This window comes from Rufibacter hautae (assembly GCF_008271695.1).
Classification (GTDB): Bacteria; Bacteroidota; Bacteroidia; order Cytophagales; family Hymenobacteraceae; genus Nibribacter; species Nibribacter hautae.
In genome coordinates this window covers 622,866-639,584 of the sequence record NZ_VKKY01000001.1, presented here as the reverse complement: position 1 = coordinate 639,584, position 16,719 = coordinate 622,866, and the positions used below count along the sequence as shown (strand labels likewise).

Below are 16,719 nucleotides of genomic sequence, written 5' to 3'. Positions count from 1 at the left end.
GGTCTTAAATAAATCTGCCTTGACTACATCTTGCTTCCTCTTCGCTCTCTTCGCCTTCCTGGGCTGCACCGACGATGGTTCCACCGGGGCCGGGGATGACCCGTCTACTGCCGCCACGGTGAAAGTAACGGCCACCATAGACGTGACCAAGCGGTTCCAGAAGATAGACAACTTTGCCGCGTCAGACGCCTGGTCCTGCCAGTTTGTGGGAAATTGGCCCGAAAACAAGAAGAACGCCATCGCTGACTTGCTGTTCAGTACAGACGCAGACGCCAACGGCCAGCCCAAAGGCATAGGTTTGTCTATGTGGCGGTTTAACATGGGCGCCGGCAGCACCCAGCAGGGAGAGGGAAGCGGAATCAAAGATGAGTGGCGCCGCGCCGAGTCTTTCCTGGAAAGTGACGGAAGCTATAACTGGCAGCGCCAGGCCGGGCAGGTCTGGTTCTTGAAAGCCGCCCAGGCCCGCGGTGTCAGCAAGTTCCTTGGGTTTCCCAATAGTCCTACTGTAAACCTCACCCGCAACGGGAAGGCGTACGCCTCCAACGGTACCCCTAATCTTGACCCTACCAAATTCGAGGCATTTTCTGATTACCTCGCCGATGTGATCCAGGGCGTGCAACGGGTGCATGGTATTACCATGAATTACATCAGCCCGGTGAATGAGCCGCAGTGGGACTGGAGCGATGGCGGGCAGGAGGGAACTCCCTTCATGAACGAGGAGATAGCCGGCATTGTCCGGGCGCTGAACACCTCGCTGGCCAGAAGAAACCTGCCTACTAAAATAGATATTGCTGAGGCCGGCAAAATAGATTACCTCTACCAGCAAGCCGATAAACCCAACCGGGGAAACCAGATTGACGCTTTCTTCTCCAAGAGCTCTCCGCATTACGTGGCAGACTTGCCGCATGTAAGCAAGGTGATCTCCGGGCACAGCTATTTTACCACTTCCCCCAATGACCAGGCCATCGCCAACCGGAAGCGATTGGCCGACAAAGTAGCCTCTGTGCCGGGTCTGGAGTTCTGGCAGTCTGAGTACTGCATCCTGGGCGATAATGCCGGTGAGATAGACGGCAACAAACGCGCCTTGGGCATTGATCCGGCCATTTACCTGGCCCGCGTCATCCACAACGATCTGGTAGTAGCCAATGCCACAGCCTGGCAGTGGTGGCTGGCCATTTCGCCCTACAACTACAAAGATGGCCTCATTTACATTGACCAGAACAAAACCGACGGCAATTACTACCAGAGCAAGATGCTGTGGGCCCTGGGCAATTACAGCCGATTTATCCGCCCTGGAGCCGAGCGTGTGGACCTGCAGGTGGCCGGAAACGGCAAAGGGAATGACGCGTTAATGGCTTCGGCCTACCTGGACACCGACCAAAAGAAACTGGTGCTGGTGGCCATCAACCCCAGCATTTTCCCGGTGCAGATGAACATGCAGCTGAAAGGCGCTACCCTTACTAACCTCAAGCCCTATGTCACTTCTGAGAAGGAAAGCCTGACCCCGGGAACCAGCATTGACAAGCAGGACAACATCACCCTGGCCCCCCGTTCCATCATCACCTTCGTGGCCGATGTGCAACTTTGACAGGAAATGGTTTTAGGCCTTTTTTCAGGAAAACAGCCCCAAAACGGCTCTTGAGAAATCGCTCAAAACCAAAGAGATAACTAAAAACAATTGAATCATTTAATTCCCCTAATAAATGAGAAATAGAAGTTTACTCGCCTTCCTCACCATGCTGTTATTGGGCTATACCTCGCAGGTATTCGCGCAACAGCCGCGCAGCAAGGCGCTTTTCAACGATAACTGGAAATTCCAAAAAGGCGACGTAGCCAAAGCCGATGCCGTCAGTTTCTCTGATGCCCAATGGCGCACCTTGGACCTGCCGCATGACTGGAGCATTGAAGGCCCCTTCAGCCAGGAGTGGGCGAGTGCCACCGGCTACTTGCCAGGCGGCATAGGCTGGTACCGGAAGACCTTCAAGGTGCCCGCCGCCCAGCAGAACAAACAACTTTTCCTGTACTTTGACGGAGTCTACAAGAACAGCGAGGTCTGGATCAACGGCCAACCTTTGGGCAAACGCCCCAACGGGTTCACGCCCTTCCAGTACGAGATCACCAAGCACCTGAACAAGACCGGAAACAACGTGGTAGCGGTGAAAGTGGACCATACCCAGTTCGCCGATTCCCGGTGGTATACCGGCTCGGGCATCAACCGGAATGTCTACCTCGTGGCGGTGGAGCCCGTGCACATCAGCCTGTGGGGAGTGGCCTTCACCACCCCGGAGGTATCGGCGGCCAAGGCTTTGTCTAACGTGAAAGTATCGGTGACGAATGCTTCTGCTAAAGCCGCGGATATCCAGGTCAAAGCCGAGTTGCTGGACAAGGGAGGCAAACTGGTAAAGCAGGCCCAGAAACAGGTAAGCGTCACCGGCGGAAAAGATGCCGAAGCAGCCTTGTCCTTCCAGGTGAACAATCCCAAGCTTTGGTCGGTGGAGCAGCCTAATCTGTATCAGTTGCGGGTGTCTTTGTTCGTGAATGGCAAAAAGACCGATGAAACGGTGGAGCAGGTGGGCTTCAGAAGCGTTGCTTTTGATGCGAACAAAGGCTTCTTCCTGAACGGGAAGAACATGAAACTGAAAGGCGTCTGCATCCATGACGATGCCGGAGCTCTGGGCACGGCCGTACCCGAGGAAGTTTGGGAAAGAAGGCTCATCACCCTGAAAGAAGGGGGCGTCAATTCCCTGCGCATGAGCCATAACCCCCACGCCGACTACATCTATGACCTCTGCGACAAACTGGGCTTCCTGGTGCAGGACGAGGCTTTCGACGAATGGGAGACCGGTAAAAACAAGTGGATTGCCGGTTGGAACGTAGGCACGCCAGGCAAAGACGGGTACCACCAGCACTTCAAAGAATGGGCCGACCGTGACTTAGCAGATATGATCCTGCGCAACCGCAACCGGCCATCCATCATCATGTGGAGCATCGGGAACGAGATTGATTACCCCAATGACCCGTATTCCCATGAGGTGCTCAGCACGGGCAACAACCCGCAGATCTACGGCAGAGGCTACCAGCCCAATAATCCGCCCGCCAGCAGATTGAGTGAGTTGTCTAGGCATTTGGTGGAGGTCGCGAAAAAACATGATACTTCCCGGCCTATCACCGCGGCGCTGGCCGGGGTGGTGATGTCTAATTACACAGATTACCCCAAAGTGTTGGATATTGTAGGCTACAACTACCAGGAGCAACGCTATGCAGAGGACCACGCCAAATACCCGGACCGGATCATTTACGGCAGCGAGAACGGCATGCGCCTGAATGCGTGGGCCGCCGTGGACACCAATGCCTACATCTCGGCGCAGTACCTCTGGACCGGCATCGACTACATGGGCGAGGCCGGCAAATGGCCCAGCCGCAGCAACGGCGCCGGTCTGCTGGACCTGGCCGGGTTCAAGAAACCCGAGTATTACTTCCGACAAAGCCTGTGGGCAGACAAACCCATGGTGTACATTGGTACCTCGCCCGTGCCCAAGACCGAGGACAAAAGCATTTGGAGCCACCGAAGGGCAGACCCCACCTGGAATTGGAAAGCCAACGATAGCGTACGGGTGAGCTGCTTCACCAACGCCGAGGAGGCAGAACTCTTCCTGAATGGCAAATCGCTGGGGAGAAAGGCCTTGGCCCAAAGCCCGCAACGCTCCCTTTACTGGGACCTGGTCTATGCGCCCGGCGAGCTGATGGCCAAAGCCTACAAAAACGGGAAAGAGGTAAGCCGGGACGTGTTGGTTACCGCCGCAGCACCCGCCGCCATCCAGGCCAAAGCCGACAAGAAAACCTTGAATGGCAAAGGAGTGGCGCACGTGGAGATCAACGTGGTAGACAGTAAAGGCAACCTGGTGTACGGCGCCGATAATGAACTGACCTTCACGGTGGAAGGTCCTGCCAAGATTCTGGGTCTGGAAAACGGCAGCCATTCGGGCCTGGAGAATTACCAGTCTGAGAAGCGGAAAGTGCTGCGCGGGAAACTGCTGGCCTACGTGCAGGCAGACCAGAAACCCGGCAAGGTCAAAGTAACCATCAAGTCGCCCGGATTAACGCCTCAAACGGTAGAGTTTACGGTAAAACAGGCCCAAAACGGGATGGCAGGGGAAGCCGGTTCAGCATCGGTGAAATAAACCCCTTGAAGGATTGCGAAATTGAGGCTAATAAGTCTGTCATTTAACAGCCGGGGAGGGGCTCTGCAAAAGAGATGCCTCAACCATAGAAGCACCCATTTACAACTCATTTTTACTAAATTGCCCATGATACGCACACGAAAGTTACTCACGCTTTGTCTCCTCTTCCTGTCACAGTTTGCGGTGGCACGGCAGGCGGTCAACGAATGGGAAAACCCCAAGGTGTACGAGCGGAACAAGGAGAAACCCCACGTGGATTTCATGCTGTACGCCAACGCCGCAGACGCCCGTAAAAACGATTATAGCACGTCTCCCTACCATCAGTCCCTCAACGGAACCTGGAAATTCTCGGTGGTGAAATCGGTGGCCGAACGGCCTATGGATTTCTATAAACCAGGCTTCGATGACAGCAAATGGGCCAACATCCAGGTGCCTTCCAACTGGGAACTGCAGGGGTTTGACATTCCCATCTACACCAACCTGCGGTACCCTTTCCCTCCGAAGCCGCCGTACATAGACCAGGTCTATAATCCGGTTGGCACGTACCGCCGCAACTTCAGTGTGCCCGCCGCCTGGAACGGCCAGGAAGTGATGCTGAACTTCGGGTCCATCTCTGGCTACGCCCGCGTGTTTGTGAACGGCAAAGAGGTGGGTATGACCAAAGCCGCCAAGTCCCCGGCCGAGTTCAACGTGACCCGGTTCCTGCAACCCGGTGAAAACCAACTGGCGGTGCAGGTGTTCCGCTGGCACGACGGCAGCTACCTGGAAGACCAGGATTTCTGGCGCCTGAGCGGCCTAGAGCGGAACGTGTACCTGCAGGCCCTGCCCAAACTCACCGTCTGGGATTTCTTCCTGAAGCCCGATCTGGACAACACCTACAAAAACGGCCTGTTCTCCGCCGAGGTGGACCTGCGCAAGTTCTCCGGCAAAACCGCTGACAAGGCTACCGTGCTTTTGGAGCTGTTTGACAAAAACAACGCTAAAACGTTCTCCCAGGAAAAGAGCATCAGCACGAAGGGAACCGGAAAACTGCAGCTCAAATTCAACGGTACCCTCAACAACGTACTCACCTGGAATGCCGAGCAGCCCAACCTGTATGATGCCGTGATCACCCTCAAGGATGCCAATGGAAAAACCATTGGCGTAACCGGCAGCAAAGTAGGTTTCCGGAAAGTGGAGCTGAAAAACGCCCAGATGCTGGTGAACGGCGTGCCTGTGCTGTTCAAAGGCGTGAACCGCCACGAACACGACGAGGTGAACGGCCGTACTCTGAGCCGGGAGTCCATGGTGAAAGACATCGAGCTGATGAAGCTCTACAACGTCAACGCCGTGCGCACCAGCCACTACCCCAATGACCCGCTCTGGTACAAACTCTGCGACGAGTACGGCTTGTACCTGGTAGACGAAGCCAACATTGAAAGCCACGGCATGGGCGCCGAGTGGCAAGGAAAATTCGATAAAAGTAAGCACCCGGCGTACCTGCCGGAGTGGGCTCCCGCCCACATTGACCGCATAGAGCGCCTGCTGGAAAGAGATAAGAATCACGCCTCGGTGGTTATGTGGAGCATGGGCAACGAGTGCGGCAACGGACCGGTTTTCCATGACGCTTACAAGTGGATCAAGAGCCGCGACAACTCCCGCCTGGTCATGTTTGAGCAAGCCGGCGAAGACTGGAACACCGACATCGTAGGACCCATGTACCCCAACATCAAGGACATGAAATCCTACGCCGCGGCTAAAAAAGAGCGTCCTTACATCATGTGCGAGTACTCGCACGCCATGGGCAACAGCAACGGTAACTTCCAGGAGTACTGGGACATCATCAACGGCAGCAAGCACATGCAGGGCGGCTTCATCTGGGATTGGGTAGACCAGGGCATCAAGACCAAAAACGACAAAGGCGAAACCTTCTGGGCCTACGGCGGAGACCTGGGCAGCGCGCACTTGTACAACGATGAAAACTTCTGCGCCAATGGCGTGGTATCGGCGAACAGAACGCCTAAGCCAGGTTTGAACGAGGTGAAGAAAGTGTACGCAGGGGTTCAGTTTAACGCCAAAGACGCCCGCAAAGGTGTGATTACCGTCACCAACCAGTACGGCTTCACCGACCTGAACCAGATCGCCTTTAAGTATCAACTGATCAAAAACGGCGTGGTGCAGAAGGAAGGCGATTTTGCGGTGACGGCTGCTCCGCTGCAAACCAAAGAGGTGACCTTGCCGCTGCCCGCTTTCAATCCGCAGCCGGGCGAGGAGTATTTCGTGAACGTGTTCGCCTACACCAAGAACGCCAGCGCATTTGTGCCGGTCGGCCATGAAGTAACCCGTGACCAGTTTGCCATCACCGAGAACACCTATTTCACTAAATCCACGGCCGAGGGAAAACTGAAAACCAAGACCAAAGGCGATAAACTCACCTTCACCTCGGGTAGCGTCTCTGGCGAATTTGACCTGAAAACCGGGAAATTAACCTCTTTTCAGAAAAACGGTCTTAAAACGATTGAGAAGTTTCCAGAGCCTTACTTCTGGCGCGCCGCCACCGACAATGACTTCGGGAACAACATGCCGGAGAAACTGGCGGCCTGGCGCAACGCCCACCAGGAGATGAAAGTGGTCAGCGTGGAAGTAGGCAAACGGATGACGCAAGGGCAGCCGATCAAGGTAACCTACGCGCTCACCGACAAGCAGATCCCATACACGGTGGACTACCTCATCCAGAACGATGGTGCCGTGCAGGTGACCGCTTCCATTGATATGACTGGCAAAGAGATGCCGGAGCTGCCCAGGTTTGGGATGCGCCTGCAGTTAGACGACAAATACGAGAACCTGCAGTACTACGGCCGCGGCCCCTGGGAGAATTACAGTGACCGGAAGTTCTCCTCGCTGGTGGGTCTGTACAAAGACAAGGTGGAAAACCAATACTACCAGTTCTACATCCGGCCGCAGGAAAGCGGCAACAAAACCGATGTGCGCTGGGTGGAGCTCACCAACAACGCCGGCAACGGAATTGTGGTGGAAGGCCTGCAGCCCATCAACTTCACGGCCCTGAACTACCTCGCCGAGGACATTGACGAAGGTCCCAAGAAGATCAACCGGCACCCGGTAGACCTGAAGAAGCAGGATTTCGTGAGCCTGCACATTGATCTGGGCCAACGCGGTTTGGGTGGCGATGACAGTTGGGGACGTCTGCCGCATAATCCGTACCGGTTAACGGAGAAAAAGTACTCGTACAGCTACGTCATCCGGCCCATCACCAAAGAAACATCCAAACTGACTAAAAACTGAGAAGGTTGATAGGGTTCCTTTTCGTTTTACTGCGGCCGGCGGGGAGTACTTCCCCGCTGGCGCAGAAGAAAGAGGCTTTATCAGCATAAACAAAGCGGCTTGGGCCAGCTCAAGTGTGGGTTCATTTGTTCAGCAGCGACACATGGTTTGTCAATTACATTCATTCAGAAAAGCTTCTTCCCATCTCCTCGCGTTGGCGGTGGTGCTTGGTGCCTTTTCCTGCCGATTTTCTAAAAACGCCGCTGAAACAAAGGCCAGTGGTATAAAGATTACGCCCGTAGCCGAAGGCTGGGCGAACAACTCGGTGAACGTGGTGGCCTTCCGGAAGAATTCGCTGGTAACCTATAAAGGGATTCAGTACACCGCCTGGTACGGGGCTGACCAATCCGTGATGCTGGCCAAACGCAAAAGCGGGGCAACTGCCTGGGAAATCCAGAAAACCAATTTCACGGGCAACGCCTCTGATGCCCACAACACCATCAGTATCATGGTAGATGGCAACGGTTTCCTGCACCTTTCCTGGGATCACCATAATAACCCCTTGAACTACGCCCGCAGCGTGCGCCCCGGCTCCCTGCAGATGACTGACAAGATGCCCATGACCGGCCAGCGGGAAAAAGTGGTTTCTTACCCCGAGTTCTACCGTCTGCCCAAAGGCAACCTCATGTTCTTTTACCGCGACGGCGGCTCGGGCCAGGGCAATTTGGTCATCAACAGCTATGACCTCAAAACCCAGCAATGGACGCAACTGCACAGCAACCTCATCAACGGCGAGGGAAAACGCAACGCGTATTGGCAAGCTTACCTGGACAAGAAAGGCACCTTGCACGTGTCCTGGGTGTGGCGCGAGAGCCCCGATGTCGCCAGTAACCATGACCTGGGCTACGCCCGATCTCTGGACGGAGGCAAAACCTGGGAGAAATCTACCGGCGAGAAGTACACCCTGCCCATCACCGAAGCCACGGCCGAGAAAGCCTTAATTATTCCGCAGAACAGCGAGCTCATCAACCAGACCTCCATGGCCGCTGATGAGCAGGGAAATCCTTTCATCGCCACGTACTGGCGCGAGGCGGGCTCTACCATTCCGCAGTACCATTTGGTGTACCATGATGGCAAAAGCTGGAAATCCCTTGCCTTGGGTTTCCGGAAAACGCCTTTTAGCCTGAGCGGTGTGGGGACCAAACGCATTCCCATCGCCCGTCCGCAGATTATGGTGAAGAATGCCGGAGACAATGCCTCGGTGCTGATGATCTTCCGGGACGAGGAGCGGGGCAGCAAGGCATCGGCCCTGATTATAAACAAACTATCAGACCCCAAATGGGCCCTTCTGGATCTGACACGGGAGTCGCTGGGTTCCTGGGAGCCCACCTATGACACCGAGCTTTGGAAGGAGAAACAAGTCCTAAACCTGTTTGTGCAGAAAGTGGAGCAGATAGACGGGGAGGGCCAGACTGCCATCCCACCGCAGTCCATCCAGGTGGTGGAATGGAAACCGAAGTTTTAACCCTTGTTTTAGGCCTGTTTTCCGCAAAGAATAGATAAACCGGGGCTCGTACCCGCATCAGATAAGCATGATTCAAAAGAACACCATTTTTACACTGCTGTTGCTCTTGGGTGCCTGGACTGCATCAGCAGGAGCCAAGCCCAAACATCCTTTGCTGCCGGCCTCCAAAAAAGAAGTGCTGGGCCAGTTGCACAAAGCCAACACCTACTGGCAAAGCACCAACCCCACGCCTGGTTGGGCTTTCTGGGATGTAGCCGCCTACCACACCGGCAACATGGAAGCCTACAAAATCACCAAAGACGAAACGTACCGCCAGTACTCAGAGGCTTGGGCCGAGAAAAACCAGTGGATGGGCGCCAAGTCCACAAACAAAGCCGATTGGAAATACTCTTACGGCGAAAAAGACGACTACGTGCTCTTCGGGGACTGGCAAATCTGCTTTCAGACCTATATTGACCTTTACCAATTAGACGGCAAGAAGGACGACCGTAAAATCGCCCGGGCCCGCGAGGTCATGGAGTACCAGATGAGCACGCCCAAAAACGATTACTGGTGGTGGGCCGATGGCCTTTACATGGTGATGCCCGTCATGACCAAGCTGTACCGGGTCACTGGGAACAAACAGTACCTGGAGAAACTGCACGAGTACCTGAGCTATGCCAATTCCATCATGTATGACGCGGAGGAAAAACTCTATTACCGCGATGCCAAGTACGTCTACCCCAAACACAAAAGCGCTAACGGTAAAAAGGATTTCTGGGCCCGTGGCGATGGCTGGGTATTTGCCGGTTTAGCCAAGATTTTACAAGATCTGCCCAAAAACGCCCCACACCGGAAAGAGTACGAGCAGCGCTTCAAAGACATGGCTAGCGCCATCGCCCGCTCACAACAGGCCGAAGGTTACTGGACTAGAAGCATCCTGGACCCAGCCCACGCGCCCGGACCCGAGACCAGCGGCACCGCCTTCTTCACCTACGGTTTCCTGTGGGGCATCAACAACGGCCTCCTGGATAAAAAAGAATACCTTCCCATAGCGGCCAAAGGCTACCACTACCTGACCAATACGGCGCTACAACCCAACGGAAAGATAGGGTACGTGCAGCCCATCGGGGAAAGAGCCATCCCCGGGCAGGTGGTAGACGTGAACTCCACCACCGGGTTCGGGGTAGGGGCGTTCCTGCTGGCGGCCTCTGAGATGTACCGGCTCCTGGATTGATGAAATACTAGTTCGGATTTTGGCCCCTGTTTCCGGGAAACAGCCTTGAAACAGCTTTTCTGGAAGCTCCTCATAAACCAAGTGCTTTAAAATTTGATAACGATAATGAGTCCCATGCGGTACCGCGTACGTGTTCTTCTGCTGTTGCTCTCCCTGTTTTTCAGTGCTCCCTTGCGCGCGCAGACAGGGACAACTCCTATTGTGGGAGAAGCCGGCCAGAAGACTTTCCAGGTCCGCAACCCTGACTTCAAAACCAGTCCGCACACGGGCATGACCCGGAAGCACTGGCTTGAGGCGGCCCATTACCTGTTGGAAGGTGCTTTCCAGTACGTGAAGACCGTGGAGGACCCCATGGTGTTCCCCAAGCAGCCGGGCAAAAGCTACCCGCGCGACGGCGTGCACACCCCCACCGAGATGCTGGAAGGCCTGTGCCGTACCCTTTTTGTGGCGGTGCCCTTGCTCAAAGAAAACCGTAACCTTGAGATCAACGGCATCAAAGTCGCCGACTATTACCGCCGGCAACTGGTGAAACTGACGGAGCCCTCCAGCCCCACCTACGTGAAGCCCCGGGCCGCCGATGGTGGCCCCAATCAGATTCTGGTGGAGTTCGGCGGATTGGCCGTGTCGCTTTTCTATGCCCCGGATGTCCTCTGGAGACCGCTGACCGCCGCTCAGAAAGAAGCCCTGTCCATGACCATGCTCAGCTACGGCGACGGACCAACGGTACCTTCTAACTGGCGATTTTTCAACATCTTCGTGCTGAGTTTCTTCAAAGAGCAGGGCTATCCCGTAAACGAGAAGCTGCTATTGGAGTACCTAGATGAATCGCTGGAGCAGTACCGCGGCCAAGGCTGGTACAATGACAGTCCTGCCTATGACTACTATAGCATGTGGGCTTTCCAGATGTATGGTCCGCTATGGTCAGAGTTCTTCGGGAAGAAGCACTATCCTGCGTATGCCGCCAGGTTCCAGGCCAACTTCAACGACCTCCCCGACAACTACCCGTACCTTTTCAGCCGCGATGGACAGATGATCATGTGGGGCCGCAGCATCGCCTACCGCTTTGCCGCCGTGGTGCCATTCCCGCTCATGGGACTAGCTCAGGAGCCCGGCACCAATTACGGTTGGATGCGTAGGATCGCCTCCGGAACCATGCTTCAGTTTCTGCAACACCCAGAGTTCCTGGCCGCCGATCACCTTCCCACGCTGGGCTTTTACGGCGCCTTTGAACCGGCGGTGCAGATCTACAGTGCCCGCGCCAGCGCGTTCTGGATGGGCAAGGCTTTCCTGGGGTTGCTGGTGCCCGAGGGGAACCCGTTCTGGACCGCCGTAGAGAACGAGGGCGCCTGGGAAAAAGAGCTGACCAAAGGCAAAGTGTACAACAAGTTTCAGGAGGGTTCCAAGATCCTCATCACCGATTACCCCAACATCGGCGCTGCCGAGGTGCGGGCCTGGTGCCATGAAACCGTGGCCAAAGACTGGCAGTTATTCCGGTCCACCGAGAACTACAACCGGCTCTCCTACCACAGCGCTTTCCCCTGGCAAGCCGATGGCCCCAACGGCGAGGTGGCCATGAACTACGTGATCAAAAACCAGAAAAACCAATGGGAGGCGCTGCGTCTCTTCACCTTCAAGAAATTTGAGCACGGCATCTACTACCGAGATGCGGTGCTGGAAACCAACGACAAAATCAATCTGCGACTGGCGGATATTCCTCTGCCCAACGGCATCTTACGAATGGACGTGAACACCAGCACGGAGGCTTGCCAACTGCGTCTGGGGCATTACGCCTTGCCTCAGAAAAACGGGCCCATCAAGAGGGAGGCAAGAAAAGTAAAAGGCCATGCCGTGCAGATCATTGACAACGGCGAGTACCAATTGGCCATGGTTTCCCTCAGCGGATGGGACCATCTGGAACCGATTAACGCCACCAACCTCCATCCTGAGAGCAAGGAAAGCACCGTCCTTAACGCTTCTGGTCAGTTCCGGCCCGGGCAAAAATCCAACGTTTATGCCACCCTGATGCTTTGGAAGAAATCGGGCGAGAAATGGACCGAGGAGGAGTTGGTGCCGGTGAAGAAAATCAGCCAGGCTGCCAAAGGGAAATCGTTTACGGTATCTTTTAGAAAAGGAGAGGCAAAAACGGTTCGGTTTGAATAAGCTTTAACAGAAAAGAACGCAGGCAAAACCTACCATCACACGTTTACAGAAGTACCACCATGGTTCAAGACATCATCACCACCTTTCAGAAACGCTACAACCAGGAGCCCACCGTGATCCGCTCGGCGGGCCGGGTGAACCTCATTGGCGAGCACACCGACTACAACGAAGGGTTCGTATTGCCCGCCGCCATCGACAAGGAGATCTACTTCGCCATCGCTCCGAACGGGACGGCATCAATGCGGGCCTACTCCTTCGACCTTCACGAGAAAGCCTCCTTCAACCTGGAACAGGTGGAACCCTCAGAGATGGTTTGGGCCAACTACCTGCTGGGCGTGGTGGCGCAGTTCCAGAAAGCGGGACATACAGTGCCGGGCTTTGACCTGGTGTTCGGGGGCAACATTCCTATGGGGGCGGGCCTGTCCTCTTCGGCGGCGGTGGAGTGCGGCTTGGCGTATGCGCTCAACCATATCTTCCAGTTCAAGGTGGAGAAGATGGACTTGGTGAAGATGGCGCAGAAGGCCGAGCACGAGTACGCTGGCGTGCTATGCGGCATCATGGACCAGTTCGCCAGCATGTTCGGCAAGCGCAACCACGTGGTGCGGCTGGACTGCCGCTCCCTGGGGTACCAATATTTCCCTTTCGATATGCGCGAGTACCGCCTCGTGCTCTGCGACACGCGGGTGAAGCACTCGTTGGCCTCCAGTGAGTACAACACCCGCCGCCAGGAGTGCGAGACCGGCGTGGCGATTCTACAGAAACACTACCCGCAGGTGAACAGCCTCCGCGACGTAACTCTTGAGATGCTGGCGCAGCACCAGGACGAGTTTGGCCCCGTGGTGTACCGCCGCTGTACCTACGTGGTACAGGAGAACCTGCGGGTGGAGGAAGGCTGCCTTGACCTGGAGCGCGGCGACCTGGAGGCGTTCGGGCAGAAGATGTTCGCCTCGCACCAGGGCCTGCAGCACGACTACGAGGTAAGCTGCCCTGAGCTGGATTTCCTGGCCGAGAAAGCAAAAGAATCAGGGCTCGCGCTGGGTGCCCGCATGATGGGCGGCGGTTTCGGGGGCTGCACCATCAACCTGGTGCGGCTGGAAAAGCTGGAGGAGTTCACCAGAGCCATGGAAGTGGCTTACCAGAAAAGGTTCGGGCAGGAGCTGCCGGTTTACATCGCCCGCATCGTGGACGGAACCGGCCTGCTGCCAACCGCCAAACCCGAGCCCTCCTACAATGACTCTGAGTGGACCCGCTAGTTTAGAGCCTTTTTTCCTGAAAAGAGCCCGAAACCGAAATTCTCTTTTATGAACCAACCCAATTTAGATACACCCTTCGATATCACGGAGCACTCGCACCGCCGCTTCAACCCCCTGTTGGGCGAATGGGTGATGGTCTCGCCGCACCGCTCCAAGCGCCCGTGGCAGGGACAGCAGGAGACCACTGAGCAGGAGACCCGTCCAAAGTACGATTCCACTTGCTACCTGTGCCCGGGCAACGTGCGCGCCAACGGCGAGACGAACCCCGACTACCCCTCCACCTTCGTGTTCACCAACGATTTCGCCGCCCTGCAGGCCGAGAGCCCCTCGGGCTCCTTCGGCAAGGGGATGCTCAGGGCCGAGGGTGAGCGCGGCATCTGCAAGGTGATCTGCTTCTCGCCCCGCCATGACCTCACCCTGTCTGACATGGAGACCACGGAGATCAAGAAGGTGGTGGACCTGTGGCAAGAACAGTACCTTGAATTGGGCGCTATGCCTGAGATCAGTTACGTGCAGATCTTCGAGAACAAGGGCTCGGTGATGGGCAGCAGCAACCCGCACCCGCACGGGCAGATCTGGGCCCAGAGCTCGGTGCCTGGCGAGCCAGCCAAAGAGACCGAACAGCAGGAAGCTTACTTCGCTGAGAACGGCCGCAGCCTTCTGTCCGACTACCTGGCCCAGGAGCTGGAGGAGAACACCAGGATTGTGGTGGAGAACGAGCACTTCGTGGCGCTGGTGCCGTTCTGGGCCGTGTGGCCCTTCGAGACCATCGTGATCCCGCGCCGCCACTTCGGCCACCTGGGCCAGATCACCGAAGAGGAGAAATCCGGTTACGCCGAGATCATGAAGAGGCTCTCCAGTGTGTACGACAAACTGTTCCAGACCTCCTTCCCGTACTCGGCCGGCATCCACCAGGCACCCACCGACGGCAGGGAGTACCCCGGCTGGCACCTGCACATGCACTTCTACCCGCCGCTGCTGCGTTCGGCCACGGTGAAGAAGTTCATGGTGGGCTACGAGCTCATGGCCGACCCGCAGCGCGACATCACCCCAGAGAGCGCCGCCGAGCGCCTGAGAAGTTTACTTTAAGACAGACCTAACTTTACCAAAGATGAAAACGAGTTGGTGGTTTCTGGTAGTGGTGGTCGCGGGCCTTTGGTCGTGTGGTAAGAAGCAGTATGCTTTTGAGCCATCTACCCTTCGGCCTTCTAAACTGAAAGGCTACCAGTTGGTCTGGCATGATGAATTCAACACCAATGGAAAGCCTGATAGCACCAACTGGGGCTATGAATTCGGGTTTGTGCGCAACCGGGAACTCCAGTGGTACCAACCACAGAATGCCATCTGTACTAATGGGGTTCTGGTGATAGAAGGCAAACGCGAGCAGTTGGAAAACCCTAGGTTTGAAGCAGGTCACCAAGACTGGCGGCACCACCGGGAGTTTGCGGAGTACACCTCGGCCAGCCTTCAAACCCAAGGCAAGAAGTCGTTTCAGTACGGGGTTTTTGAGGTGAGGGCACGAATAGACACCGCGATGGGCATGTGGCCCGCCATCTGGACGCTGGGTGTTTTCAGGGAGTGGCCAGCCGGCGGAGAAATAGACCTGATGGAATTTTACCGCATGGGAAAACAGCCTACCATTCTGGCCAATGCGGCCTGGGCCGATGAAAAGATGAAAGCGGTTTGGGATGACGCCAGAATCCCGTTTTCGCATTTCCTGGAAAAGGATGCCGAGTGGCCCCGCAAGTTCCACCTCTGGAAAATGGACTGGACCGCAGAATCCATCAAGCTTTACCTGGACGGCGAGTTGCTGAACGAGATTGACCTAACCAAAACCCTCAACGCAGATGGGTTCAATCCCTTCCACCAACCGCATTACCTCCTGTTGAACCTGGCCATCGGAGGAAATGGGGGAAATCCGGCTGGCACTGCTTTCCCTAAAAAGTATGAGGTGGATTACGTGCGGGTGTATCAAAAGAAGTAGGTAGGCTCCAAGCTTTGGAAGCAAGTGGAATAAGGTTTTAAGCGTGTTTTAGAGAAAATCAGGATGAAGCAAACAAAGAAGGGACAAGTGAAAGGCAAGGCGATGTTCTTGGCGGTCATGCTGCTGGCAGTGGTGGCCTGTTCACCTGCTTCCTTGCAAAAAACAGGGAAGCAGGGCGGTGGCTGGCAAAAGCTTTTCAACGGCAAGGACCTGAAGGATTGGGTTGTGAAGATCCACCACCATGAGGTGGGAGACAATTACGCGCAGACCTTTAGAGTGAAGGACGATGTATTGCAGGTGAACTATGATGACTACAAGACCTTTAATGAACGTTACGGACACCTGTTTTACAAAACCCCTTTCTCTTCTTTCCATTTAAAATGGGAATACCGCTTCACCGACCAGTGGTTGAAGGACGCGCCTTCCTATACCTACCGGAACAGCGGCATCATGTTCCATTCCCAAAGCCCACAGTCTATCTTAAAAGAGCAGGATTGGCCTATCTCCGTGGAGTTTCAATTGTTGGCAGGGGAGGGAGACGGGAAACCTCGCCCCACCGGCAACATGTGCTCCCCGGGTACCGATGTGGTGTTTGAAGGCAAAGTAGATGACCGGCACTGCATCAACTCTTCCTCGGCTACCTATGCGTGGAACCAGTGGGTGAAAGCCGAATTGATCGTGCTGGGAGATTCCCTGGTAACCCACCTCATCAACGGTGACACAGTCCTCCAGTATACCCGTCCGCAGATTGGGGGCGGAGTGGCCAGCAACTATGACCCCAAAATAAAGCAGGATGGAAAGCGCCTGACGCAGGGCTACATCGGCCTGCAGAGTGAAGGTCAGGGAATTGAGTTTAAAGAAATCATGATCAAGAGGATAGACTAGGCAGGTACTTTCCCGGGAAAAGAAGGCTATCCGTTTTGGGGAGGTTTTCTCCAAAGAAGGCCAGAAACCTGTCTAGAGGCTATTTAATGTACCCTAAAAAAGTTAACCCATGTAGCGGCATCACTATTTACCCCCAGAAATATCTAGCCAGATGCGTCAGGCGCTCTTTAATAAAAAAGTTGACAACCGGCATCAGAAGTTTACCCTTACCTTTTACTATTAATTTTAAGTGACAATGAATCAACCCAGGCCCA

10 protein-coding genes are annotated in these 16,719 nt (G+C 55.4%); all 10 read left to right on the top strand.

Going from position 1 to position 16,719, the window contains the following annotated elements; all coding sequences use genetic code 11:
* Positions 1-19 precede the first annotated feature (19 nt).
* The 10 genes from FOA19_RS02555 (at position 20) to FOA19_RS02510 (ending at position 16,465) form a co-directional block, all read left to right on the top strand.
* Entirely contained in the window at positions 20-1,588 is a 1,569-nt protein-coding gene (locus tag FOA19_RS02555) for a glycoside hydrolase (RefSeq protein WP_223808699.1), read from the top strand.
* A gap of 115 nt (positions 1,589-1,703) precedes the next feature.
* A complete protein-coding gene (locus FOA19_RS02550) occupies positions 1,704-4,181 on the top strand; it encodes a sugar-binding domain-containing protein (RefSeq protein WP_223808698.1) in 2,478 nt (825 codons plus the stop codon).
* A gap of 126 nt (positions 4,182-4,307) precedes the next feature.
* Positions 4,308-7,463: a glycoside hydrolase family 2 TIM barrel-domain containing protein gene (locus FOA19_RS02545; RefSeq protein WP_149089224.1), complete on the top strand. Its 3,156-nt coding sequence runs from the start codon at positions 4,308-4,310 to the stop codon at positions 7,461-7,463.
* Between the two features lie 142 nt (positions 7,464-7,605).
* Positions 7,606-8,967 carry a BNR repeat-containing protein gene (locus tag FOA19_RS02540; RefSeq protein WP_149089223.1) on the top strand — a complete coding sequence of 454 codons (1,362 nt, stop codon included), beginning with the start codon at positions 7,606-7,608 and terminating at the stop codon, positions 8,965-8,967.
* 67 nt (positions 8,968-9,034) lie between these two features.
* Entirely contained in the window at positions 9,035-10,183 is a 1,149-nt protein-coding gene (locus tag FOA19_RS02535) for a glycoside hydrolase family 88/105 protein (protein WP_149089222.1), read from the top strand.
* Between the two features lie 93 nt (positions 10,184-10,276).
* The gene (locus FOA19_RS02530; protein WP_223808697.1) at positions 10,277-12,343 is read left to right on the top strand and encodes a DUF2264 domain-containing protein; all 2,067 of its coding nucleotides are present in this window, start codon (positions 10,277-10,279) and stop codon (positions 12,341-12,343) included.
* Between the two features lie 59 nt (positions 12,344-12,402).
* Positions 12,403-13,596, top strand: coding sequence for a galactokinase (galK, locus tag FOA19_RS02525; protein WP_149089221.1), 1,194 nt, complete (start codon positions 12,403-12,405; stop codon positions 13,594-13,596).
* A 48-nt stretch (positions 13,597-13,644) separates the two neighbouring features.
* Positions 13,645-14,685, top strand: a complete 1,041-nt coding sequence (locus tag FOA19_RS02520) for a UDP-glucose--hexose-1-phosphate uridylyltransferase (RefSeq protein WP_149089220.1) — start codon at positions 13,645-13,647, stop codon at positions 14,683-14,685.
* A gap of 22 nt (positions 14,686-14,707) precedes the next feature.
* Positions 14,708-15,580, top strand: a complete 873-nt coding sequence (locus FOA19_RS02515) for a glycoside hydrolase family 16 protein (protein WP_149089219.1) — start codon at positions 14,708-14,710, stop codon at positions 15,578-15,580.
* 63 nt (positions 15,581-15,643) lie between these two features.
* Positions 15,644-16,465: a 3-keto-disaccharide hydrolase gene (locus tag FOA19_RS02510; protein WP_223808696.1), complete on the top strand. Its 822-nt coding sequence runs from the start codon at positions 15,644-15,646 to the stop codon at positions 16,463-16,465.
* The last annotated feature ends 254 nt before the right edge of the window (positions 16,466-16,719 follow it).

Excerpts from the sequence above, each read along its gene's own strand:
- FOA19_RS02550 (WP_223808698.1), top strand. The coding sequence starts at position 1,704 with ATGAGAAATAGAAGTTTACTCGCCTTCCTCACCATGCTGTTATTGGGC.
- FOA19_RS02545 (WP_149089224.1), top strand. The coding sequence starts at position 4,308 with ATGATACGCACACGAAAGTTACTCACGCTTTGTCTCCTCTTCCTGTCA.
- FOA19_RS02535 (WP_149089222.1), top strand. The coding sequence starts at position 9,035 with ATGATTCAAAAGAACACCATTTTTACACTGCTGTTGCTCTTGGGTGCC.
- FOA19_RS02510 (WP_223808696.1), top strand. The coding sequence starts at position 15,644 with ATGAAGCAAACAAAGAAGGGACAAGTGAAAGGCAAGGCGATGTTCTTG.
- galK (WP_149089221.1), top strand. The coding sequence starts at position 12,403 with ATGGTTCAAGACATCATCACCACCTTTCAGAAACGCTACAACCAGGAG.
- FOA19_RS02540 (WP_149089223.1), top strand. The coding sequence starts at position 7,606 with ATGGTTTGTCAATTACATTCATTCAGAAAAGCTTCTTCCCATCTCCTC.
- FOA19_RS02520 (WP_149089220.1), top strand. The coding sequence starts at position 13,645 with ATGAACCAACCCAATTTAGATACACCCTTCGATATCACGGAGCACTCG.
- FOA19_RS02515 (WP_149089219.1), top strand. The coding sequence starts at position 14,708 with ATGAAAACGAGTTGGTGGTTTCTGGTAGTGGTGGTCGCGGGCCTTTGG.